The sequence below is a fragment of the Ignavibacteriales bacterium genome, from assembly GCA_016214905.1.
Lineage (GTDB): Bacteria > Bacteroidota > Ignavibacteria > UBA10030 > SZUA-254 > PNNN01.
On sequence record JACRMQ010000006.1, the window covers coordinates 478,510 to 504,231 of the forward strand.

The 25,722-nt window shown below is 40.0% G+C and carries 19 protein-coding genes; 15 read left to right on the forward strand and 4 right to left on the reverse strand.

Annotated elements, in window-relative coordinates; genetic code table 11:
- The 5 genes from HZB59_05960 to HZB59_05980 form a co-directional block, all read left to right on the forward strand.
- A partial coding sequence (locus HZB59_05960; GenBank protein MBI5020963.1) for a phenylalanine ammonia-lyase occupies positions 1-227 on the forward strand: 227 nt, incomplete at its 5' end.
- A 225-nt stretch (positions 228-452) separates the two neighbouring features.
- Positions 453-2,366, forward strand: coding sequence for a Glu-tRNA(Gln) amidotransferase subunit GatE (gatE, locus tag HZB59_05965; protein ID MBI5020964.1), 1,914 nt, complete (start codon positions 453-455; stop codon positions 2,364-2,366).
- The gene (gene gatD, locus HZB59_05970) at positions 2,366-3,751 is read left to right on the forward strand and encodes a Glu-tRNA(Gln) amidotransferase subunit GatD (GenBank protein MBI5020965.1); all 1,386 of its coding nucleotides are present in this window, start codon (positions 2,366-2,368) and stop codon (positions 3,749-3,751) included. Before gatE ends, gatD begins: the two co-directional genes overlap by 1 nt.
- Positions 3,752-3,760: 9 nt before the next feature.
- Positions 3,761-4,969: an MFS transporter gene (locus HZB59_05975; GenBank protein ID MBI5020966.1), complete on the forward strand. Its 1,209-nt coding sequence runs from the start codon at positions 3,761-3,763 to the stop codon at positions 4,967-4,969.
- A 149-nt stretch (positions 4,970-5,118) separates the two neighbouring features.
- Positions 5,119-6,609, forward strand: a complete 1,491-nt coding sequence (locus tag HZB59_05980; protein MBI5020967.1) for a B12-binding domain-containing radical SAM protein — start codon at positions 5,119-5,121, stop codon at positions 6,607-6,609.
- 59 nt (positions 6,610-6,668) lie between these two features.
- Here HZB59_05980 and HZB59_05985 read toward each other — a convergent pair whose 3' ends face one another.
- Complete coding sequence (locus tag HZB59_05985) at positions 6,669-7,040, reverse strand: hypothetical protein (GenBank protein ID MBI5020968.1); 372 nt, start codon at positions 7,038-7,040, stop codon at positions 6,669-6,671.
- Between the two features lie 283 nt (positions 7,041-7,323).
- Here HZB59_05985 and HZB59_05990 point away from each other — a divergent pair, with 283 nt between their 5' ends.
- Both HZB59_05990 and HZB59_05995 read left to right on the forward strand, forming a co-directional pair.
- The gene (locus HZB59_05990) at positions 7,324-8,922 is read left to right on the forward strand and encodes a T9SS type A sorting domain-containing protein (protein MBI5020969.1); all 1,599 of its coding nucleotides are present in this window, start codon (positions 7,324-7,326) and stop codon (positions 8,920-8,922) included.
- Positions 8,923-9,334: 412 nt separating this feature from the next.
- Positions 9,335-12,877: an Ig-like domain repeat protein gene (locus HZB59_05995; GenBank protein MBI5020970.1), complete on the forward strand. Its 3,543-nt coding sequence runs from the start codon at positions 9,335-9,337 to the stop codon at positions 12,875-12,877.
- 95 nt (positions 12,878-12,972) lie between these two features.
- On the opposite strand, the gene HZB59_06000 is transcribed toward HZB59_05995, so the two are convergent.
- Positions 12,973-13,149: a hypothetical protein gene (locus HZB59_06000; protein MBI5020971.1), complete on the reverse strand. Its 177-nt coding sequence runs from the start codon at positions 13,147-13,149 to the stop codon at positions 12,973-12,975.
- Between the two features lie 292 nt (positions 13,150-13,441).
- Between HZB59_06000 and HZB59_06005 the strand changes: the two genes are divergently transcribed.
- The 4 genes from HZB59_06005 to HZB59_06020 all read left to right on the forward strand — a co-directional run bounded on the left by HZB59_06005 (position 13,442) and on the right by HZB59_06020 (position 18,450).
- Positions 13,442-15,340: an ATP-binding cassette domain-containing protein gene (locus HZB59_06005; GenBank protein MBI5020972.1), complete on the forward strand. Its 1,899-nt coding sequence runs from the start codon at positions 13,442-13,444 to the stop codon at positions 15,338-15,340.
- Positions 15,341-15,684: 344 nt separating this feature from the next.
- The gene (locus HZB59_06010) at positions 15,685-16,158 is read left to right on the forward strand and encodes a nuclear transport factor 2 family protein (GenBank protein MBI5020973.1); all 474 of its coding nucleotides are present in this window, start codon (positions 15,685-15,687) and stop codon (positions 16,156-16,158) included.
- A gap of 109 nt (positions 16,159-16,267) precedes the next feature.
- Positions 16,268-17,755: a S41 family peptidase gene (locus HZB59_06015; GenBank protein MBI5020974.1), complete on the forward strand. Its 1,488-nt coding sequence runs from the start codon at positions 16,268-16,270 to the stop codon at positions 17,753-17,755.
- Positions 17,756-17,841: 86 nt separating this feature from the next.
- Positions 17,842-18,450 (forward strand): hypothetical protein, encoded by a 609-nt coding sequence (locus tag HZB59_06020; protein ID MBI5020975.1) that lies wholly within the window; start codon positions 17,842-17,844, stop codon positions 18,448-18,450.
- A gap of 87 nt (positions 18,451-18,537) precedes the next feature.
- Here HZB59_06020 and HZB59_06025 read toward each other — a convergent pair whose 3' ends face one another.
- Positions 18,538-18,861, reverse strand: a complete 324-nt coding sequence (locus HZB59_06025) for a hypothetical protein (protein ID MBI5020976.1) — start codon at positions 18,859-18,861, stop codon at positions 18,538-18,540.
- Between the two features lie 185 nt (positions 18,862-19,046).
- On the opposite strand from HZB59_06025, the gene HZB59_06030 reads away from it, so the two are divergent.
- Positions 19,047-21,446, forward strand: coding sequence for a PAS domain S-box protein (locus tag HZB59_06030; GenBank protein ID MBI5020977.1), 2,400 nt, complete (start codon positions 19,047-19,049; stop codon positions 21,444-21,446).
- On the opposite strand, the gene bshB1 is transcribed toward HZB59_06030, so the two are convergent.
- Complete coding sequence (gene bshB1, locus HZB59_06035; protein MBI5020978.1) at positions 21,447-22,175, reverse strand: bacillithiol biosynthesis deacetylase BshB1; 729 nt, start codon at positions 22,173-22,175, stop codon at positions 21,447-21,449.
- 188 nt (positions 22,176-22,363) lie between these two features.
- Here bshB1 and HZB59_06040 point away from each other — a divergent pair, with 188 nt between their 5' ends.
- Genes HZB59_06040 through HZB59_06050 form a run of 3 tightly spaced genes read left to right on the forward strand, consistent with a single transcriptional unit; the run spans position 22,364 to position 25,691 of the window.
- Positions 22,364-23,548, forward strand: a complete 1,185-nt coding sequence (locus HZB59_06040; protein ID MBI5020979.1) for an exodeoxyribonuclease VII large subunit — start codon at positions 22,364-22,366, stop codon at positions 23,546-23,548.
- 11 nt (positions 23,549-23,559) lie between these two features.
- Positions 23,560-23,799: an exodeoxyribonuclease VII small subunit gene (gene xseB, locus HZB59_06045; GenBank protein MBI5020980.1), complete on the forward strand. Its 240-nt coding sequence runs from the start codon at positions 23,560-23,562 to the stop codon at positions 23,797-23,799.
- Between the two features lie 11 nt (positions 23,800-23,810).
- Positions 23,811-25,691: a 1-deoxy-D-xylulose-5-phosphate synthase gene (locus HZB59_06050; protein ID MBI5020981.1), complete on the forward strand. Its 1,881-nt coding sequence runs from the start codon at positions 23,811-23,813 to the stop codon at positions 25,689-25,691.
- Positions 25,692-25,722: the final 31 nt, after the last annotated feature.

Below are 25,722 nucleotides of genomic sequence, written 5' to 3' on the forward strand. Positions count from 1 at the left end.
CCTACGGAGTTCTAGGTATCGAATTCATGGCGGCGGCGCAAGCACTCGATTTCCGTGAGTTCACACCCGGCATTGGAAACAGGAAAGCAAAAGAAGTTATCCGCAAATATGTAACTCATCTCGATGTTGATCGTCCGCTCTATCCCGATCATACAAAGATGAAAGAAGTTGTTAAGTCGTGTGAAATACTTAAGGAAGTTGAGAAAGTTGCGGGAAGTTTGGAATGACTGCTCTTCCCGAAACTGGCCTTCTATCACATTTGTTGATGTCATGGTATCGAACAAAACAGTCACGGAAAAAGAAAGATTAATCCAGCGGTCACGAACCATTTCGTGACCGAAGCAGATGGAGAACAAGATAATAAAAAAATCATTATCAGAAAAAAGACATTATCAATCAATCTACTGTCATGGCATGGACCATGACAGCCACGAAAGAAACTAAAAACTACTATGCATAAATTTATATTTAAACCATTTGATGAGATGACTGAAAAAGATTACGCCACGGTCGGATTCAAATCGGGTTTGGAAATTCATCAACAACTCTTAACCGAGAAGAAACTATTTTGCCGCTGTCCTGCCGGTCGGTACAGCGATAAGTATGATGCTGAAATTCTTCGCCATATGCGTCCGACGTTATCGGAACTTGGCGAGTATGACGGCACAGCATTGATGGAATTCAAAACGAAAAAAGAAATTATTTACCGCATCAAACGCGAAACAGTTTGCACATACGAGATGGATGATACACCTCCATTTCAAATTGATGATCACGCGCTTGATAGTGCACTTGCCATCGGTATGCTCTACGGATGCACAATGGTGGACGAGGTTCACATCGCGAGGAAGCAATATTTGGATGGAAGTATCCCGACAGGATTTCAGCGGACAGCGATTGTGGGCGTAGATGGGAAAATCCCTTACAAAAATCGGGAAATAAAAATTATACAACTATCGATTGAAGAGGATGCTTGCCGTGAAGTCAGCGACATCGGACATCGCAGAGTTTATATAACAGATCGATTAGGTATGCCGTTGATAGAAACAGTCACCGGTCCTGATATGCGCACACCGGTTGAAGTTGCCGAAGTGGCACAGATATGCAGACGCTTGGTCAGAAGCACCGGAAGAGTCCGCACAGGTATTGGTGCCGGCAGGGAAGATGTTAACGTGAGTGTTACAGGAGGAACACGAATTGAAATAAAAGGCGTACCTCGAATCGTTAGTATACCGCTTTTAACTTACAACGAAGCGATGCGGCAATGGAATCTTTTACGACTGCGCGAAGAACTTAAACGCCGTGGCATCACGGAAAAATCTTTCAAATCGAAGACCGAGAATGTTACCAAAATTCTCAGCAAGACCCGATACCAGCCGATACAAAACGCAATTGAACAGGGAATGAAAATAAATTGTGTGCTTCTGCAGGGATACAAAGGATTATTGAGATGGCAAACTCAGACCGACACATATTTCTCGCGTGAGATATCTGATCGAGTTCGCGTTGTTGCATGCCTTACAACTTTGCCGAATATAATTCATTCGGATAGTTCCGGAGACACAATCGCCGCATCTGAATGGCAAAATATTAAAAAACAGATTGGCGGTAAAGACGATGATACTTTAGTATTAGTTTGGGGTGATGAGCAAGATGCAAATACAGGCGCGCAGGAAATAGTAATCCGCGCGAGAGAAGCGACAATCGGAATTCCATCCGAAACGCGTCAAGCTTTGAGAGACGGGACAAATGGATTTGAAAGAATACTCCCCGGTCCGGACAGAATGTACCCCGACACAGATTTACCTCCCAAACGGATTGAGGATGAAAGGTTGGATAAATTACGTCTCACTTTGCCGAATCGAATCTGGGAAAATGAAAAGTGGTATCGCAAATTGAAAATCCCTTCTGATGTCATTGAACCACTTGCAGCTTCTAAATACACAAAACTGTTTAAGATTACAGTCAAGGATTTGAAGTTGAATCCGACTTTAGTTGCTGTTGCATTAATTCAATATCAGAAACGTTTGAAAACATATTTCCCCAAAGCGAAACAAATAGAGATAGAAGCGTTTGAAGAAATATTTGAGGCATTTAAATCCGGCATAGTTACCAGAGAAGGAATCTTCTTAGCGATGAAGAGTTTCTTAGAGAATGGTAAATTGCGATTCCAAAAGAAAATCAAATCGACTGAACTGACGAAGATTATTAAAGATTCAAAAATAGCAATCAAAAAAATGAAAATTCAAAAAGATGAAAAGAAAACTGAAATATTAATCGGTTTGATAATGAATAAAGTAAGAGGCAAAGTTGACGGAAAACTTGTTGCGGAGAAAATCGGATTTTCGGGGAAGGGGAAAAACTAATGGCAACGGATGAATATAAGGGTTATCGCGGTGAGGCATTATCAACGCTTAAAAATTTTAATGCGTTAGTATGGAGCGATGTAGAGATTAAAACAAGCAAAGGAAGTTATACCGGTATTATTCTTCCGCGTTCAGAGACTGCTGATCCTCTGCATGTTGTAATCAAATTGCGTTCGGGGTATAACATCGGGATTGCGGCAAATAAAATTCAGAATATAAAAATAGCGGGAAGGAAAGAGGCGCATTACAAAATTCCTGAGAAAGCATTTCCGTACGACCCTAAAAAACCTAATTTGAAATTACTTGGAACAGGTGGTACAATTGCAAGTCGTTTAGATTACCGAACAGGTGCGGTGATCCCGGCATTTTCTCCCGGTGAATTATATGGCTCCGTTCCGGAACTCGCCGATATTTGTAATCTCGAAACAGAAAAACTTTATGGAGTCTTCAGCGAAAATATGGGACCCGAACAATGGAAAGGTACCGCTGAAGCTATAGGAAGAGAAATTGAAAAAGGAGTTCAGGGAATTGTCATTGGGCATGGCACTGATACAATGCATCACACTGCCGCCATACTTTCATTCATGGTGCAGAATTCGCCTGTGCCGATTGTCATGGTTGGATCACAGAGGTCGAGCGATCGACCTTCTTCGGATGCAGCATTGAATCTTCAGCATAGCGTAAAGACAGCAGCCGAAAGTGATATCGCTGAAGTTATGGTTTGTATGTTCGGACCAACCTCTGATACATATGGATTGCTTCATCGAGGAACACGTGTAAGAAAAATGCACTCAAGTTATCGCTCAACTTTCAGAACAATAGGCGACATACCGATTGCGATGGTGAGCACCGAAAAGATTACACCGATACGGACGGATTATAAAAAACGAAGGAACGACAAGAATGCAGTGATCAATACTGCATTTGAAGAGAAAGTCAGCATCGTTTATTATTATCCAAATATGAAACCGGATATTATTGATTCGTTGATCGATAATGATTATAAAGGCATCGTTTTTGCCGGTACCGGGCTTGGACATGTCAACAAACCGCTTTATCCTGCTTTAAAACGTGCTAAAGAAAAAGGTATTGCTGTTTATATGACAGTGCAGACGTTGTGGGGATATGTTCAAATGTATGTTTATGACACTGGGCGAGATATGATGGAGTTAGGCGTGATACCGGGTGAAAATATGTTGCCGGAGGTTGGGTATATGAAATTGGGTTGGGCGCTTGGGCAGACAAATGATTTGGAAAAAGTTAGAGAAATTATGATGACACCCATTGCTGGTGAGATCACAGAGCGCGAACCAAGTAACGGCTATCTGATTTTCCAGGGCGGCATACCGGAAGTCGAGGAGTTCATTTCGAAGTACAGGAAGTAATCTTCAGAAATGGATACGGTTGCTAAATCCAAGAAATATGAACAAGTAAGTAGCGCCGGTAAACGAAATGTAAAAGCACTTGGATTAGTAAGCATGTTCAACGACATCGCTTCCGAAATGGTGTATCCAATTATTCCGATTTTTCTCACAACATTTCTTGGTGCACCCATTCCCATTGTTGGCGTTATTGAAGGGATCGCAGAAGCAACTGCCAGCATGCTGAAAGTATTCTCAGGTTGGCTCTCGGATAGATTGCGTCATCGGAAATCTTTTGTAGCAGTGGGCTATACGCTCTCAGCTTTGGCAAAAATTGTTCTTTCCGTCGCCGCGTCATGGTTATATGTTCTCTTCGCGCGATTCATAGATCGATTTGGCAAAGGTATTCGCACATCTGCACGCGATGCGCTCATTGCAGATTCAGCTTCACCTGAAACACGCGGCGCAGCATTCGGTCTTCATCGTGCACTCGATACTGCGGGGGCGGTTGTAGGTCCGCTATTAGCGTTGGTACTTCTTCACTTTTTAGATAATAAATATTCGCTCATATTTTTTCTTGCCTCTATTCCTGCGTTTATTGGTGTAGGGATTTTGCTTTTGGTTGTAAAAGAACCTAAGCATGAAATCAAGAAATCAGAATTCAAATTGAAATTCCCTCTGCGTTCATTCAGCAAACCGTATAAAATATTCCTTTTAGTGAACATTCTATTCGCACTCGGCAACAGCTCGGATGCTTTTTTAATTCTCAGAACTCAATCGCTCGGCTATACTACGACCGGCGCGGTAGTACTTTACGTTGTATTCAACGCATTTTATTCATTGCTATCGTACCCATTCGGAAAGCTATCAGATCGTTTTGGTGCACGACCAATTCTTATCGGTTCGTTTCTCTTATTCGCAATTGTTTATGCGGGTTTCGGAATCGCTAGTAATGGACTTATCCTCTGGATATTATTCCCAATGTACGGATTGTATATGGCGATGAGCGAAGGCATCAGCAAAGCATATATCTCGAATCTTGTCCCAAGTGAAACACGCGCAACTGCAATTGGACTTTTCTATACATCCACCGGTATAGTAACATTTTTCTCCAGCCTCATTGCAGGACTGCTTTGGAATTATGTTGGCGTCTCGACTCCATTTTATTTTGGAGCGGTTTGCTCAATACTTGCAATGATTCTGTTTCTAAACGATGCCTCTCTTAATAAATCCAAAGCTTAATTGCATCCAACAAAATTCTTCTTTACATTTAATCACACAGTCACTCCACAACCGGACAAATGTGACTGCATCAACTGCCTTACGCTCCCGGCGATTTGCGTTATTTAGGTGGAATGTTGTACCGATTTGTTGTTAAGGAAAGCCGAGTGATGAAAGTTCTTTTCGTCTACCCTCGATATCCGGATACGTTCTGGAGTTTCAAGCACGCGTTAAAATTCATATCTAAAAAAGCCAGTCTTCCACCTTTAGGACTTCTAACTGTTGCCGCAATGCTTCCGAAAGATTGGGAGAAACGTTTAGTTGATTTAAACGTCGCAAACCTCGAGGATGACGACATCCGGTGGGCAGATTATGTTTTTATAAGCGCCATGTCGATTCAAAGTGAATCTGTTAAGACAATTATCCAGCAATGTAAAAGACTTGGAACAAAGATTGTCGCAGGTGGTCCGCTTTTCACTGCACAACACGATGAGTTTACCGATGTAGATCATTTTGTGCTAAACGAATCGGAAATTACGCTGCCATTGTTTTTAGAAGATTTGAAAAACGGAATTACCAACCATGTCTATTCAACAGATAAGTGGGCAGATATCGATACAACGCCAACACCACTCTGGGAGTTAATTAATTTCAAGCACTACGCAACAATGAATTTGCAATATTCACGTGGCTGCCCATACGATTGCGATTTCTGTGATATAACTGTCCTTTATGGACACAAACCACGCACAAAAATAAAAAATCAGGTTATTGCGGAATTAGAAAGTCTTTACACATCGGGATGGCGGGGTCCTGTTTTTTTCGTCGATGATAATTTCATCGGCAATAAAGGAAAAGTTAAAAAAGAAATTCTTCCCGTCATAATTGAGTGGATGAATGAAAGGAAACATCCGTTTGTATTTCACACAGAAGCATCAATTAACATAGCTGACGATGAAGAACTTATGAGTTTAATGGTTCAAGCCGGGTTTGATGCCGTGTTTATTGGAATTGAATCGCCCAACGAAGATAGTTTAGTTGAGTGCGGAAAGGTGACAAATAAAAATCGTGACATGATAGCGTCTGTCAAGAAGATTCAAAAGTTTGGACTGCAAGTTCAAGGCGGATTTATCGTAGGTTTTGATAGCGATCCTGCATCAATCTTCGAACGGCTTTCTGCGTTTATACAGGAAAGCGGTATTGCTACGGCAATGGTGGGCTTGCTGAATGCACCCAAAGGAACAAAGCTTTACAAGCGGCTTCACAGTGAGGGGAGGTTACTGAAATCGTTTACAGGCGACAACACCGACTTTTCAATGAACTTTATACCTAAGATGAACCGTGAAGCGCTAATCGATGGATATAAAAATATTCTTAAGAATATCTATTCACCAAAACAATATTACGCAAGGGTTAAAGAGTTCCTCAAGAATTATAAACAACCAAGCATGCGTAAATTTAACTTTAAGCTAAGTCGATTGATTGCGTTATACAAGTCGATACTATTGCTTGGTGTTATTGGAAAAGAACGCTATCAATACTGGAAACTTTTTATATGGACAGTAATCCGGCATCCACGGCTTTTTCCACTCGCTATTACACTTTCGATATATGGTTTCCACTTCAGGAGAGTATTCGAGCGAAACATAGCGAACCTATAAGCGGTTTCATTCCAGAGATGCTGAGTCTATCTCAGTGATCTCTACGTCGGTTGTTTTTGTTACTCCTTAAATTTTCTTCCCTCGCTTCTGCTTCGCCTCTTATTCATTTGCTCTTTCTTGAAAGATTCATACTTTTTTAATTGTTCGGGAGTGAGAAGTGGTTCAATCTCTTTATCAATCGCTTTCATTTGAATCCGTTCATTTTTCATCATCTCTCTTTTATTCAACGGTTTCGTTGATTGTCCTTGAGTAAATGTCTTTTCGTTGCGTTTCATGATTTCAGAAATTTTCGCAGCTTGCTCATCAGTGAGTTTCAATGCTTCTTTCAGTCTTTGGACTCTATTTTCAGTACGTGATTGATCCTGAGAATTTATTATACCCGTAAATCCGAAAAAGAGTAATACGAGGAGGAGGGATTTATATATGTTCATCTTTCGTTCCTTTTTAAAATATGTTAATCTATATTCAAAATCTAAGAGTAATGAAATATAAGATAGGTTTATGTCGAAGTCAAATATTGACATTTGTTTAAACATTTACTGACGTAGTCCACCAGTTAGAAAGTAAAACGTAAACCTTCGAACGCTAGAGCTAGCCACTATGGTGCAGTCTAATTCAACTGTAAATAAAAATTCTCTTGGTAACAAGATAAAATATTATTATTTTAAATATCATTTATTTGTCATCAAATAATATTTTATAAGGTATCATCAGATGAAACGTTCTTTGTTATTAGTTCTTTTTTGTTTCGGGATTTCTTATTCACAAGTCGCTCAAAGGGATAATCTTGTATATCCATCCGATCCCACGGAGGGGGTGATTGATTCTACTTTCGGGACTAACGGATTTGTACGAACAGATTTTTCAACTTCAAGCGATCATGCGTACGGTGTTGCAATTCAACCAGATCAGAAAATTGTGGCTGTTGGATCGGCAAATAGTATGTTCGCACTGGCAAGATACAATCCTAACGGTACTCTGGATTCTACGTTCGGATTAAACGGTAAAGTGGTAACCGACAATTACGGTTATTCTTTTGCTTGGTCAGTAGCAATCCAGTCAGACCGGAAAATTGTTGCGGCTGGCTCACTTACAAGTCCATATATGTTCATGATTGGAAGATACGATACAACCGGCAATTTAGATCCGACTTTTGGTAATGGAGGACTCAAGGCAATTCCCATTCCGATAGGAAGCGGAAATCAACGTTGTTATGCAATGGCATTGCAGCCGGATGGTAAGATTCTATTAGCAGGCTACATCAATGGAGTCAGCAATGAAGATATTGCATTACTTAGATTAAAAACGAATGGCACACTTGATTCTACATTTGGTGCGCTTGGAATAGTAGTTACCGATGTAGGTGGTGGAAACGACGAAGCTCAGTCGGTTAAAGTACAATCAGATGGAAAAATTCTCGTAGCGGGTAGTTTTTATCTTAATAGCCATTCTGAATTTGGGGTTGTTCGTTATAATACAAATGGTACAGTCGATTCAACCTTTAACGGAACCGGAAGGGCAGGAGTGACATTCCCGGGTTCTCAGGTAGATAAAGCATATGCGATGGCGATCGATTCGGTCGGAAGAATATTGCTCGTTGGTGATACTTATGGTGGAGGTAGAGATTTCTTTGCCTTCGCGCGATTTCTGCCGTCAGGATTGATTGATTCATCTTTCGCTAAGTTTGGTTCACGAAAAGATACAATTCAGAACCTTTACGATATAGCTTATTCCGTCGCGTTGCAGAAAGATAATAAAATTGTTGTCTCAGGTGTGACTCAGAACGGTGGTGGTGAACAGAATATTGTTGTCGCACGATATTTGGAGAATGGATTGGAAGATACATCATTCAATCGCTCCGGAGGTACTATGACGGATATGGGTGGATTTTTTGAAGAAGGTTTTGGAGTGGCAATACAGGAAAATGGAAGCATAGTAGTTGCCGGTGAAACACTTACACCAAGCAACAGTTACGATTTTGCGTTGTTACGCTATCATGGTACAACAGGTCCGTTGACAGATGTGGAAACAAATGATCGGAATATTCCAAACGGGTACTTGCTTTCTCAAAATTATCCAAATCCGTTTAACCCTACAACATTAATAAAGTATGAAGTTCCGGAAGAATCGTTTGTAACTCTAAAAGTATTTAATCTGCTCGGGCAAGAAATTATAACGCTCGTAGATGATAAACGAGAAGCTGGAACATACGAAGTGCGTTTAGATGGTACTCATTTATCGAGTGGAATTTATTTTTATCGACTACAAGCTGGTAGCTTTGTAGAAACAAAGAAATTGATATTGATGAAGTAAATATTTAATTGGGTTGATGCATAGATGGAGTCCACAAAAAGTGGACTCCATTTTTATTAATATCCATAGAAATCATGATCGATTTTTCTGTGGTGTTTATTGGTGAACATTCCATTTGAATGATCAATAATTTTCATCATTCGGGTTGATAGGGGAACATATTTATAATATTCTTAACTATTTCAACAATACTTACCTCTTTTGATAAATCGGTGGGAACTATCCTTACTTCAATGTTGGTTGTTCAAGTAGGCAGTACTTTGCTTAGCTGGATTTATTACAACGACATTGAAGTATAATCGATAACTAAATCATTGACAAAATCCGGCATTTAAAACTCATACAAGAAAATAAATCACATAATAAATTAATAATCACTTTATCGTTCAACTTTTTTTGAAAGGGGTTAGAAATGAACTACAGGATACTGTTCATCTTATCGATTCTCTTGATGGGTTTTGCGGTTATCAATGCACAGATTCAAACGTCTGTACCCTCGTTAACCGGATTTATCCAAACAAATTCAACTCCATGTCCGACACAATCGTACATATTATCCGGTACAAATATTTCGGCCGATGTAGTAGTAACTGCACCAACGGGGTTTGAAATATCCATAGATCAAATCGCGTGGGTTGCGCCTCCGGCTTCAATTACAATCGGACAGAATGGACCTACAACAATTCCAACGACAACTATTTTCGTTAGGTTAAATACGCCAACACTTGGCACTTATACCGGTGTAATTTCACATTCAGCAACTGATGCCGCGAGTGTCTACGTGTCAGTCGATGGTGTAAGAGCTGCAAAATCTCCAACGTTAACAGCTCTATTGTCAGATATTAATCCATCTACTACCGGGCAATTGATTACCTTAACGGCACATGTGACATCTCCTTTACCAGGAACACCATCGGGCACTGTCACATTTATGGATGGAGTGAGTGAATTAGGAACTGTTTCATTAAACATCTCTGCGACTGCATCGATGAGTACATCAACATTACCACTGGGATTACACAATTTAACTGCGGTATACAATGGTAACTCAACTTTCGATGTCAGCACCTCATCTATAGTTGGGCAATATGTAAAAGGTACATCAACTACTATTGTAATTTCAAATAATAATCCATCAAATCAAGGTACATCTGTAACATTCACGGCAACTGTTTCATCAACCACAAGCGGAACACCTACAGGAAGTGTAACATTTTATGATGGTGTAAATCCAATCTCAGCTCCTGTGGCGTTAAGTGCGAGCAGTGCATCGTTTGCAACATCTTCATTGATACCGGGATCGCATTCTATAACAGCTTCTTACGGAGGAGATGCAACGTTCCTGGGTAGTACATCACCTCCTTTGAGTCAGATGGTAAAAGCAACTACAACTACTACTTTACAATCAAATCATAATCCATCAGTTACCGGACAGCCTGCAACATTCACGGCAACGATAACGTCGTTAACAGCCGGAACAATTACCGGTTCAGTTACATTTTATGATGGGGGTGTACCTCTTGGACCTTCAGTGACTGTAAGTGGTGGACAAGCACAATTTAGTCCGACAGCATTTGCATCGTCGGCAAGTCCGCGATCCATTACAGCAACATTTAGTGGAGATGCTAATTATGCCACGAGTACATCTACCATTCTCTCACAGGTTATTAATAAATCTGCTACAACAACTGGTGTAATTGCTGATGTAAATCCAGCAGGTGTTGGTCAGGCAGTTACATTTACTGCTACCGTTCTTTCTTCATCACCAGGAAGCGGTACACCAACAGGTACAGTTACATTTTCTATTGATGGTAATCCATCAAGTCCTATGATTTTGAGTGGCGGAGTTGCATCACTAACAACTTCATCATTAACACTCGGTACACATTCAATCACCGGTAATTATAACGGTGACGCCGATTTCAATGTGAGTTCATCTTCAGCTTATGCTGATACAATTAGTGCCATCATTACAGCCACCACAGGACCTCATGGTTCTATTTTACCATCCGGTTCCGTGTTAACTCATTACGGAAGGGATCAATCATTCACGATGTCACCTTCAATTGGATACCAAATTGATAGTTTATATATCGATGGCGTAGGCCAGACAGGAAGTTTGAGTTACACATTTCCGGCAGTTGTTGCCAATCATACAATTCATGCAACATTCATTGTGAAATTGGATACTGTTGTTGTCAGTGCCGGTGCGAATGGTTCAGCCGTACCATCAGGAAATGTTTCCGTTCAAAATGGTGATAGTCTGATGGTAGTATTCAATCCGAATCTACACTATCATGTCGCGGATGTCTTATTGGATGGCGGTTCAGTTGGAGCTTCAACAAGTTATACATTGCACAATGTTTTGACTAATCATACCTTATCAGTTTCATTCGCCATCGATACTTACACAATTACAGCAAGCACCGGAAGTAATGGTACAATTTCTTCACCGGGTGTATCTGTTGTCAACTATGGTGCTGATCAAAGTTATACGATGATTCCTGATCCACACTATGCGGTAGATAGTGTGGTGGTGGATGGCTTTTCTGTTGGTGCTGTAACCGGTTATACATTTAATACCGTTGCAACTAACCATACCATTCAGGCTTTCTTCAAACTGATGCCTGCCTATAGTGCACGTTACAGAACATTCATATATGATTCGATGATTGTGAAGAAAGCGATTCCCAAAAAACCTGTTACAGAGTATTGGGAATTCAGCATCATAAATACAACCCCAGGAGATCTTTCAGAAATAAACGTATCATTTAAAAACGACGTGAAAGAAATACTTTCCGTCAGCGGATCTTTTACAGCCTCAGGATTAAAGAAGGATTGGAAATTCAGCGGTGGAGTATTAAGTCATAATCAGACACTCATTATAAAAGGACGAAGTACAAAAGCTAAGGTACAGGCGATTAACAAATTGTTTCTCGGTCCGGTTACAAGAACCCCAAGCGCAAAAAATATTGCACCCGATATTGATCTGCATGAACTACCAATGCCTAACATTGCATCGGTACGCGATCTTGCATTCCTGAGAGCAGGTTTTGCAACCAATCCGTGGATCGTAGGTGTTGCTATGACAAATCCTGACTCGGCAAAAGTATACGGATGGGTTTCGCTAAAGAAGAGTGGCGACATGTATAAATCATTGTACGATAAAGGTCAGCACGTACTTATCGGAAAAGGATTTGATCTAATTGGCACAAAAGCATTTACTAAAGCGCAAACAAGTTTAGTTCCGACAAAACAAAACAATAAAACATTTGCCGACTTGTTAACTTTCAAGTTTAATATTCTTATCAGTGATTCAGGAATTACTCCACCAGGATTTGGAGATCTTAAATTGGTTCAGCCTGGAAATCCTTGGAACGGTATGCTTCTTCGTGATATCGCAACGGAAGGAGATCGAATGATGACTTATCATGATCGTTATACAAGCACACCTTCGTTATATTTCAGTTTGGATTCTTTACTTTGCGGTTTGAATGCCGCATTCTCCGGTCCGATCGATACAACATCATGGAGCGTTGCGATGCATCTGACCGGATTGAGTCAATTGCAGGATATCGGATATCTTTCACCAAGCAGTATGACGCCTGTTGTACATCACGATCAGAACATTCCTGATCCGGTCGTGACTCTTCCATCAAAAATTAATCTGGAACAGAATTATCCTAATCCTTTCAATCCAACAACGACTATTCAGTTTGAGTTACCTTTTTCGGCAGTTGTAACATTAACAGTATACAATATGTTGGGACAAGAAGTTGCTTCCTTGCTGAATCACAAAACGTTGGAAGAAGGAATACAGGAAGCAATCTTCGATGCAAGCACATTGGCATCAGGAATGTATATCTACCGTTTGACTGTTGAACAGTTGGATGAGAATGGAATAACTTCCCCCGAGCGATTAATCAGCTCGAAAAAGATGCTTTTTGTAAAATAGTTATTTAATATTCAACTAATAGAGTGGAGTCCATCAAAAGTGGACTCCATTTTTATTTTTTTTATGTTTCATCTCATTTGCCTTTTCAGATATTTTTAAGTTATAGCTGAATCACTTAAGATTGAATTAAATTTTCTTCCCTTACTTCTGCTCCGCATTTGATTCATTTGCGCTTTCTTGAATGATTCATACTTCTTCAATTGTTCGGAAGTCAGCAGAGGTTCAATCTCTTTATCCATTGCTTTCATGCGTAACTGTTCGTTTTTTATCATTGCATTTAATCAACGGTTTCGACGATTGTTCCTGAGTTGCTTTTTGTTTGTTGCGTGTAATGATTTCAGAAATCTTCGCAGTTTGTTCATTAGATAGCTTCTATGCCTCCTTAAGCAATGCACCTGATATGTTAGAATATGAGATAGGTTTAATGGTTCAGCTTCTTATCTGCAAAATACCAGGATCGAAATTGCTTCTTCGATTATCGAGCTGATACACATAATTATTAATTGAATAAATTTTTGGCAATTAGGTTTAGATAAGGTATATTTTATTCATGAAAAGAGATTTATGTCCAAAACAGTAAACCCCGTACTTATTGCCGCGCGAGAACTATCCATTCGCTTTGGTGAGCAGGTAGTTTTGAAAAATGCAATCATGAGCATTCATGAAGACGATAGAATCGGTTTGATAGGCAATAATGGCTCTGGTAAATCAACACTTCTGAAGATCATCACGGGTATTATGGAACCAGACTCCGGAACGGTGACCCGGCGGAGGGATATCATCGTAGGTTACCTGTCCCAGGATTTTCAACTTGATCCAGCATTAACTGTGTACGAAAACATAATGGAGGGAGCACACGATGTAATCGAAGCACTCCGTGAATATGAGTCGCTTCCACCTGAATCAGAAAAACGGCATCTTCTTGAGTTGCACATCCATCATCGGGACGGATGGAATTTAGAAAACCGCATCGAAACAGTTATGCACTCGCTGAATGCGCCTGAGAAAAACCGTGATATAACTACTCTCTCTGGAGGAGAAAAACGCCGTGTAGCATTGTGCAAAGCAATTATCTCACGCCCCGATCTTCTCATCCTCGATGAACCAACGAATCATCTCGATACTCAATCGATAGAATGGATGGAGGAATTTTTGGAAAAATATTCAGGTGCCTGTCTCTTTGTTACGCACGATAGATATTTTCTTGACTCGATTGCGACACGGATTATTGAACTTGCTAATGGTGTCTGTTACTCACACACCGGTAATTATACCGACTTCATGCTTGATAAGGCAGAGCGTGAATCGCAATTAGAGACTGAAGAAAGAAAAAGAAACCGTTTCCTGCTCCGCGAGCTTGAGTGGGTGCGCAAAGGACCACGTGCACGGAGAACCAAATCGAAAAGCAGGCTCAGCAAATATTTTGAAGAGGTTGAGAAGAAAGGGCACGAGCCGGAAGCGGAAGTTGAGCTGATCATCCCACCTGCATCGGTTCTTGGCTCTAAAATTCTGAACTTGAAGAATGTCGGAATTGAGCTTGGAGGTAAAAAGCTATTCAGTAAAGTGGATTTCAATTTCGACAGAACGCGAAAGCTTGGCATCATTGGTCGTAACGGTCTTGGAAAAACTACGATATTGAAAATTATACTCGGAGAATTGCGTCCGACTGATGGTCATACCGAAATAGGTGATAGAACAATCTTTAATTACATCGATCAATCGCGTTTGGCGCTTAATGATAATAACACTGTCTTACAGGAAATTGGAGAAGGTAACGAATGGATTATCTTTGGCGAAGAACGTATGACAGTCTGGAAATACCTACGTCGTTTTCTGTTTGACGATGACAGAATGCAGACGAAGGTAGGAAAACTCTCCGGCGGAGAACGGAGCCGGCTCTTATTGGCAAAGATATTGAAAAATGGTGGTAACTTTCTGATATTAGACGAACCAACAAACGATCTCGACCTAGCTACACTCCGAGTTCTCGAAGAAGCGCTTTCAGCATTCGATGGATGTGTTATAGCGGTAAGCCATGATAGGTATTTCCTGAACCGTGTATGCAATGGTATTCTTGCCTTTGAAGGAAACGGCTATGTTCATTTTAGCGAAGGCGATTACGATTATTACTTAGAGAAACGCAACGCCCGTTTAACAGAGGCAGAGGCGAAGTCTGCTGAAGCAAAACAGCTAGACACTCAATTGAAGCCGCAAATCAAAAAGCCAAAGAAGAAATTAAGCTGGAAAGAACAAAAAGAACTTGAGACAATTGAGCAGGATATTATCCGGGCTGAAGAGGATGTGGAACGGATTGAAGCAATTTTTTCCTCACATGATTTCTACGATCAGCATGGGGAGCATACCGTAAAATTGACTAAAGAACTTGCGGCGGCAAAGGAACAAATTGAGCGGTTCTATGTCAGATGGCATGAGCTTGAAGAGTTACGTAAAGGGATACAATAAAATATACGAATAATTTTCAACTGCAAACAGGTGTATTTAATGTTCAAAGAAATCCTAATCCAAAACTTAAGCATTGTATTTGTCGGTACAACCATATTGGAAATGCCTTAATTTGCCAGCTTCAAATTAACCATATAAAAATTCTCCCAACCACGCGCGTTACACAAAAACCACTCCTCTACAAAATTAAGCTGTAGATTAATTATACGCCCGTCTTATTTTTCAAAACTTATTTTCAAAGCCGCCGTATATTGGGGACGGTAGTGCTGTTGCTTTATTATTCGGATTTATTAATCCTAAATGCCCGCGTACTTTGACAAACGTATCTATGGAGTGGAGAAGATATGGTAAGATTAAAGATTTTATACATCATTTTGTCTTTGTTTATTTGCTCATGTTCACGATCCGCCGAAGACAAAAATATCGATAGAGCGGTAGTTGAGAACACAATCAACGCCTCTATCGGCTGGGCAAAAAATAAAGATTTTAAATTGCTCTACAGCATCATTTCTAATGATTCAAATTACATCGAGGTCGATCCGACTCCCGGGGTTATCCTGGGATTCGACGAATTCAAAAAGAACGAACCATTCTGGAACAGTCCAAATTTTAAAGCCATCAAGTACGATATCCGCGATCTGAAAATTAATCTTTCCGAAAGGGGAGATGTTGCCTGGTTTTATTGTATACTCGACGATGTGAACGAATGGAAAGGAGAACCGGCAAACTGGCTGAACACACGGTGGACAGGTGTACTTGAGAAGAGAAACGGATATTGGATCATGGTGCAGATGCACTTCTCATTTGCCAAATCATAACTCAGCTTACCATCAAGAGATAAGATAAGCGTATTAGAATTACATCTAAATTATGAAATCAAAGTCACTAAATAATTATTTTAAATACAAATCAATAAAAGGGGAAATCATGAAAAAAAGAATACTACATGAAACAAGTTTGCTGGTTGCATTGCTATTATTATTTTGCGCATGCAGTGCTCTGGCACTAAACTATAAAGAAAGTATAAATGATACCGGGATATCGAATACCCAAGCACAAAAAGACAGTATCAATCCTGTCGGTGTATTTGAGCAGGTGTGGAATCTGCTCAACGCCAATTATCCATATTTCGAACAACGAGGCATCGACTGGAATGCACTTCATAAAGTGTACGCGGCTAAAATATCTCCGACATCAACGGAAGAAGAGTTGTTCAATACTCTCAGCAATATGCTGGAACATTTTAATGATGGACATATTAATCTGGAAGCCGGACAAAAGAGATTCTGCTCATTCGTTAAAGTAAATCCAAAAATGGAAGATTTCAGTTGGAAATTAGTAAGCGACAAGTACCTAAATAAGAGTTGTAAGACAAGCCCCGATAGCATGTTTTTCTACGGGTGGTTAACAGATGAGATCGCTTATATGCGCATACGACGATTCCCTCCTAAAGAGGTTATAGAAAAATATATAGATAACATTATCGGAGAGTTAGCGAAAGCAAAAGGAATGATACTCGATATAAGGGGAAATCCGGGTGGAAACGGTTTTGGAGTAGCCGCACTCGGCAGCCGATTTGCAGATAGGAAACGGCTTTACGAAAAAAATATCAACCGCATAGATCAAAGTAAAACGTATACAAGTGCCACGTATCATTATGTTGAACCACTTGGACCGATTCAATATACAGGACCTGTTATTCTACTTCAGAACGCTTACTCAGAGTCAGGTTCAGATGCCTTTGCACTCGCAATGCGTGTTCTCCCGAACGCAACATCTATCGGGGAAAACACGGGTGGCTGCTTTGCTGCATACTACCCGGAAAAGCTTATGAACGGATGGACTCTAACAATGCCCTGGAGCTATGCAGTTGACCAGAACGATTTTTGTTGGGAAGGAATGGGCGTTCCTCCAAACATTCGCAAATTAAACACGAAAGAAGATATTGCTGCAGGTAATGACAAGGTGCTTGAATTGGCTATTGATATGCTGAAAGTTGGCGGACATTCCCGAAAAGAAGCAAGTGGAAGTTTGAAGGAAATGAAGATTTCCCTCATCGACCAGTTTGTTGCGACGTGCAGTGCCGAGGGAGTTCAGAGTGCTGTTGCTCAATTGGAGAAATCGCGAAAGAATAATCCGGATGGAGTTTATCTAAGTATTCAGGAATATGGGCTCGCTTTCAAGAAGTTTAACCAGAATGAAAAGATGGATGAGGCATTCGCGTTGCTTGAATTTGGTCTCACTGCTTTTCCCGACGATATCAACACCTTGTATTATCTGGCAAGGTTTTATGAGACCATTAAGAAGCAGCCTGAAAAAGCAAAACCCCTATACGAAAAATTGGCAACACTGAAACCCAATTTTCCCTGGGAAAGGCCCTTTGTTGCTGCTGCAGAAAAATCATTGGGGAAATAATTATTAAAAGAATCATAATAATATGAAAACAGGAAAATAATTCGGCAAAATATTAGCCAATTTTTGTTTATATTGATATACTATTTATGCTAAAAGAAATCTTAATTCAAAACTTACGCGTTGTATTTGTCGGAACGACGGTAGCAGAAATATCGGACGAGCTTGGTTTTTATTATCTGACTCCCAAGAACCGGTTTTGGGAAATGCTGGAATATGCCAACATCACTTCGACAATTGTTATCTCTCAATCTGATCGTAAAGCTCTGGCAGATGCTAAAAATACCGGAGTGCTCAACGATCTGTACAAACAATTCTTTTTCGAGAAGAAGGAATCGACATTATTAAAACATCATATCGGTTTAACTGATCTCAATCGTCGGCTTGTCGTCAGCAAAGACGATGATCCGTCTGCGGAACCCACACCCGACGATATCCAAAAGTTTATCAAGAAAATAGAAAAGTATAAGCCGAAGATTGTGGCATTTGTAACGAGCGTTGAAATATTTGAGAAATGTTTTAAAAAACTTTACCCATCGGCTAATCGCCAGCGGGGGAAGCAGGATTTCATGATTGGTAATTCAGAGGTTTGGCTCCTCGGCAGTACCAGCGGTCGGGTAAAAGATGTAGATGCGATGGAGCAAGCATTTGGCCACCTCGCAGATCGGCTTAAGAGTTTAGAGATAGAGGCATCGTAACCTTATCTGGGAGGGAGATTCTCTCCCGACCGATTGTAGTTCAGAAGAAGAACTCCTTCAAAGCATTATTAGGTAAAGAAAATAGTATCAAAGATTACATAGCAAAGTATAATTCTTATGAATGTCGTTTTCAATTGCGGCACGGAGTTCTGTATCATCCTGCGGAAGGATGCAGATGCAGTTAGCATCGTAATCTTTGAACGAAGATGAGTTTTCAATTTTAAGCGACATATCACTTGCCATCCCACAATAAATTCTGCTGTGAGATATCTTACCGTTCATTTGATGATTCCTACTCGTGATGAAATAAACAGCGCCAAAGTTGCTGAACTTTGTTTCTAAAGGGTAAGCTCTGAATTTATATTCTTTTCCCGATATCCCTTTTATCCGAACGTTTCCTAATCCATCCATAATTCACTACTTTCTATTGATGTTAAGAATTTCATACTGTATAATGTACAGAAACAAACCCCCAATACCTAATAAACCTTTAGAACCAGTGAACTGGTCGCAGCCATTTAAGTTATCTTGTGTTGCTGTAATCGAAGGTTTTCACCAATTTTGATTATTCTTTTTTAGATGGTACATTGTAAAAAATGACAAAATTCAATCGTACATATGTTGGGACGATTAAGAAGATACCGATAATAGCTTCGTTATTTTCTATATTAGTTGGAATTTTGGTATTAATCGGTTGGAAATTTGATATAACAGTCTTGAGGAGTATTTCCCAGGAATATATTGCGATGAAGGCGAATGCGGCTGTTTCATTCCTTTTTGTCGGGTTGGCATTTTTGCTCGTAACCACAAATTTAAACAAGAGATATTCCGCAATCAGAACAATCGCGGCAACACTATCATCGGTCGTTTTATTTATTTCAATCGCAACCATTCTTGAATACATTTCTTCAATAGATTTTGGAATAGATCAATTATTATTCACAGAAGGTGTTGATGCTAAAGCAACTCTTGTCCCGGGACGAATGCCATGGACTGTTGCCTTAAATTTCTTCTCTATCAGTTTGTTCATTTTGCTGATAAATAAAAATAATTTCTCCAAATACATATTTCAGACTTTGGCATTGATACCCGGGATTATCTCGGCAATCGATTTATCCGGTTACATTTTTAAAACCGAGCATATTTACGGGATGGTCTATAATCAAATGGCGCTTCACGGGTCGGTCACATTCATTGTGCTCGTCATCGGATTACTCTCCTCAAGACCTGATGAAGGAATAGTGAGAATTGTGGTGAGCAAATCACTTGGCGGAATAACACTACGTCGATTGCTTTTGGGAGCCATGTTAATCCCTGCAACTTTAGGTTGGCTTCTTTTAGAAGCATATTATGGTAAGATAATCGACTTCGAAGAAATGGTGGCGATATTTGGACTTGCGGGTACTTTTATTCTAGTTTATGTCATTTGGGCTAACGCCCGGTTATTAGACCGGATTGATAGAGAAAAATCGATTGCCGAAGAAAAAAGAAAACAGAGTGAACAAAGATATAAAACATTATTAGCCGAGATGGGAGAAGGGCTTTTACAGACCGATTTGAATGAGCAGATCGAATTTGTGAATATGCAGTTTTGTAATTTGCTAGGTTACACTCAAGACGAATTAATCGGCAAAAATGCCAGGATGTTCTTCACGGCGGAAGATTGGGACAAGATAACGACGAAAACTGCGATGCGCATAAAAGGAGTTGCTGACCGTTACGAAACACAGATGATTCATCGAACCGGAGAAAAGATCTGGACGAGCGTAAGCGGTTCACCGTTAATCGATGTTGATAATAATATTATTGGCTCAGTCGCGATCGTCGCCGATATCGCGGAGCAAAAAAGGGCGCAAAAACTTAACGAGGCATTATTTAAAATATCCACAGCAGCCGAACAGGTCGCCGATTTACCGGGTTTATTCAAATCTGTTCATCATGTTATAAGCGATGTAATGCCAGCGAATAATTTTTACATTTCTCTGTACGATGACAAAACTGATTTGATAAGTTTTCCATATTTCGTGGACGAAGTAGATACTCCCGAATTACCCCGCAAACGGGGAAGAGGACTGACAGAGTACGTTTTACGCACCGGTAAATCGCTTTTGTGCGATGAGATTATGACTGAGAAACTGGACAGAGATGGTGAAGCCATCCTTATAGGTGTGCCGGCACCGATATGGCTGGGTGTTCCGCTTATAGTCGAAGGAAAAACCATTGGTGTTATGGTTGTTCAACATTACTCAGACGCAAAAGCATACGGTGAACAGGAATTAAGGATGCTGGAGTATGTATCCGATCAGGTAGGAAGAGTGATTGCTCATAAACAATCAGAATTAGAATTGACAGAAAGTGAACGGCGATTTAGAAATCTATATGATAATGTACCGGTTGGAATTTACAGAACCACTCCCGATGGTAAAATACTCGGAGCAAATCGCGCGCTGATAGCTATGATGGGATGTTCATCGTTCAAAGAGCTGACATCAATAGAAATGGATAAGATAGGGTACGAAGATCCCAAGAGACGTGAAATATTCAAAGAGATCATTGAAGATAAGGGATTAATACAAAAATTTGAATCAATATGGAGACGTCCTGATGGTTCTACCATAAATGTAAGTGAAAATGCAATAGCTATCAAAGCGGAAGATGGAAAAATAATTTATTACGAAGGAATGGTAGAAGATATAACTGAACGAAAATCAGTTGAGAAAGAGCGTGAGCGCCTTATCACAGAACTTCAGCAGGCAATGAAAGAAGTGCAAGCTCTCAGTGGTTTGTTACCGATTTGTGCCTCATGTAAAAAAATCAGAGATGATTCCGGTTACTGGAATCAATTGGAATCATTCATCGAGCATCGGGCAACAGTCCAATTCAGCCATGGTATTTGTCCTGACTGTATGCAAAAACTTTACCCGCAATATTACGATCGAATTCATCCGTCACAGCCAAAAACTAAAGACTCGGATGAAGTAAAAAAAGAACAATGATTATCCTTTAAAAAGCTGTAAAGAGAATAGATCGTTAACTCCGATCGGTTCAACTGAGAAAAACGGCTCTCCATACTTAACCCCGATTTGCTGACCGTAATATTTCATCCGTGTTTCCATAAAATCGAGAAATGATTTCTGACTGAGAAATGTTTCAGGATCACTTGAGTTTGGATTGTAGAATTGGGATTTATGAGCTTTCACCGCGTTGACCCTGATATCGTAAACATCGGTGATATCTATGATGAATGAAGGTGTAAATTCATACTTTTGTTGATAATGAAAATATTTATGTGGTCGCCAGGCAGGTAGTTTCTTTCCGTAAGTTTTAACATCAATCTTCCTTAAACCGGAATAGAACTGGGCTTCGCGGCAGAGATAATGAGCGTGCACATGATCTGGATGCCGTTCTTGCCAATGCGGAATCAGTATAATCTCTGGCTGGTACTTGCGGTAGATTTCAATTACCTTCAATCTGTTTTTCTTATTCACTTCAACATCACCGTCGGGAATGTGAAGATTTTCACGTACTTTCACACCTAATATTTTCGCCGCTTCTTTAGCTTCTAAACTTCTAATTTTCTTATTTCCGCGCGTTCCAAGTTCGCCATCGGTTAAATCGATGATCCCAACTTTGTATCCAAGTTTAACGCATTTTGCAACAGTTCCTCCGCAAGCAAGTTCAACGTCATCCGGATGCGCGCCGATAGCGATTAAATCTAATTTCATCTTATCCTCATTTCAATTATTTTAAAAATTAAAAATTCATCTTAATCATATTTGAGCAATCAGAATTACCAAAATATTTAGAGATTCTTATTTAGGTATTAGTGTTTGCTCTTAAATATATTGAATGCTTAACTGGAAAACAATCTGTTTGTTTCTCAAATATCGTTTGAATATATTGCAAATATTCTATGTCAAACCAAAACACATTTACTGTTAGCGAACTGACCAAGCGTATCAAAGGTGTTTTAGAAACATCTTTCGGTAATGTTTCGGTTGAAGGTGAAATATCTAATTTCAAGAGACATTCATCCGGGCATCTTTATTTCACTTTGAAAGATGAAGGAGCTCAGATCTCGGCTGTAATGTGGCGAGGTAGAGCGGGGAATCTCTTCTTTACACCGCAAGATGGAATGAAGGTAATTGCCAACGGTAAGATTACTTTATACGAACCGCAAGGGAAGTATCAGATAGACGTTTTTCAATTGCAGCCGCGCGGTATTGGTGAACTGCAAATCGCATTCGAAAAGCTGAAGCAAAAACTTGCAGGTGAAGGTCTATTTGATTCGGAACATAAAAAACCTTTGCCTGAATATCCCGAACGAATCGGAATTATTACTTCACCGACCGGGGCAGCGCTACAGGATATGCTAAACATCCTCAATCGCCGGTTTCCATCGCTGGAAGTTATTCTAAATCCTGTAAAAGTTCAGGGTGAAGGCGCGTCTCATGAGATCGCATCCGCGATAAAAGATTTTAATAAATTCGGAGAGATAGATGTTTTAATTATTGGACGAGGAGGCGGATCCCTCGAAGATTTATGGGCTTTCAACGAAGAAATAGTTGCGAGAGCAATTTATAATTCTAAGGTACCGATCGTAAGCGCAGTGGGACATGAAATTGATTTCACAATTGCTGATTTTGTTGCCGATCTGAGAGCGCCAACTCCATCTGCAGCAGCAGAACTTGTTGTGAAGGATAAGCTTGATATTTTTGAAAATATACGTAACTTTTGCTATACTATGGAACAGGATTTGGAAAACACAATCAAATCCAGAAAAGAGAAAATCGTCTCACTGATTGCAAGTTATTCGTTCAACAGGCCAAAAGATTTAATCAAACAAAACGCTCAAAGAATAGACGAACTCGACAGGCAGCTTGATCAGACGATAAACTACAAAATAAATATACTCCATGAGCAAACCAGATCATTGGATAAGCGACTTAAATCGCTCAATCCTGATTCGGTTCTTGAAAGAGGTTATTCGATTATTTATCGTTCCAATGATATAATTAGTCGGGCGAAGAAACTTAAATCGGGCGATGATATCAGAGTAAAATTTCATGACGGCGAGAAATCGGCGGCCGTTTCTTAAATAGGTTCTGTATGAAAAAACATAAAGATATAAGCGGCACATTCGAATCGATGATGCATCGACTCGAAGAAATTGTTGAATCACTTGAAAGCGGAAGTGTCCCACTTGAGCAATCAATGAAACTATACGAGGAAGGTGTTAATTTATCAAAACAGTGTATCGATAAATTGCACGTATCTGAGATTAAATTGAAAAAGTTGAGTAAAGATATCGAAGGCAATTTTGAGTTGTTCGGTACAAATCAAGAATAATCAGTAAATTAATGTATAAATATCTCTCTGCAATAAACTCACCAGCTGACCTCAGAAAGATTCAGCAATCTGACCTGAAATTTGTTTGCCAGGAGTTACGCGATTTCATAATAGATAAAATTTCTAAAACAGGCGGACATTTAGGAGCAGGACTTGGAGCAGTTGAACTCGCAGTCACACTTCATTATGTCTTCAACACGCCTCATGATAAATTGGTATTCGATGTGGGGCATCAGGCGTATCCGCATAAAATTTTAACCGGTAGGCGTGATCAATTTGAGACGATCCGCCAACTCGGCGGTATCAGTGGTTTTTTGAAAAGGTCGGAAAGCGAGTATGATACTTTTGGCGCCGGACACGCAAGCACTGCTATATCTGCGGCGCTTGGAATGGCGACAGCACGCGATCTAGCGAAGGATAATTATTCTGTAGTTGCTATAATCGGCGACGGCGCGATGACTGGTGGCATGGCATACGAGGCAATGAATAATGCCGGCATTCAGAAGCGAAATATTATCGTCATCCTGAACGATAATAATATGTCTATCTCACAAAACAAGTGGGCGTTCTCTAACTACTTTACGGAACTTATAGCAAATCCTTCATACAACAAATTCAAAGCGAACGTTTGGGATATTACAGGCAAACTTGATTCTCTGGGAGACAGGATACGCAAAATTGCTTCACGGGTTGAAGAAGGAATTAAAGTAGTTATCACACCGGGTATTTTATTTGAAGCATTGGGCTTTCGTTATTTCGGACCAATCAACGGACATAACATTCCGCAGTTAATTAAAATATTTAAGGAAATAAAAAATCTTCCAGGACCTATTTTAATTCACACTGTAACAAAAAAAGGAAAAGGATACAGACCGGCTGAGGAAGACGAACAAGCACTTCATGGCGTTACACCGTTCGATAAAGTTACAGGTGTTTCATCTAAAAAAACAGGAACTCCTCCAAGTTACACAGATGTTTTCGGTAATGCTTTGGTAGAAATAGCAAAAGAAAATCAGAAGGTAGTCGGAATAACCGCTGCAATGCCTGATGGAACGGGTTTGGATAAAATTCAAAAAGAATTTCCCGATCGATTTTTTGATGTTGGAATCGCAGAACAGCACGCGGTTACTTTCGCAGCCGGACTTGCGACTCAAGGATATATACCTGTTGTAGGAATATATTCCACATTCTTACAGAGAGCGTTTGATCAAATTGTTCATGATGTCGCACTGCAAAAATTGCATGTGGTATTTGTTCTTGACAGAGGAGGAGTTGTTGGTGCCGATGGTCCCACTCATCATGGTGTTCTCGATTTTGCATACCTGAGATCGATTCCTGATATGGTCATAATGTCACCGAAGGATGAAGTCGAATTACGTCATATGTTATATACCGCGATAACTTATGAGAAAGGACCAATATCGATCAGATATCCCAGAGGTACAGGAGTAGGGTTATCACTTAAACAGCCATTAGTCACACTAAATATTGGAAAAGCAGAAAAGGTTCGGCAAGGGAAAGATGCTGCAATTTTGGCTATCGGAAATATGGTTTATCCTTCAATTCAGGCGGCCGTATTATTATCGGAGTGTGGTATTGATTTAGAAGTTGTTAATATGCGATTTGTAAAACCACTCGATGATGAAATGATATCGGATATTTGCAGAAGATATAAAAATATTATCATCGTCGAAGATCATTCAGTTATCGGCGGACTTTCCAGTGCGGTACTTGAATCGATCTCGAAGCTCGGTACAACCGATATCAAAGTAAAAAGTCATGGTATACCCGATGCGTTTGTTGAGCAAGGAACGATTCCGGAAATCCATAAAATTCTTAAACTCGATGTTGCGGGAATCGTTGATACCGTGAAAGATTTCTTAAAAAAATAATTATCATAATCATTTATACTCAGGGGATGAG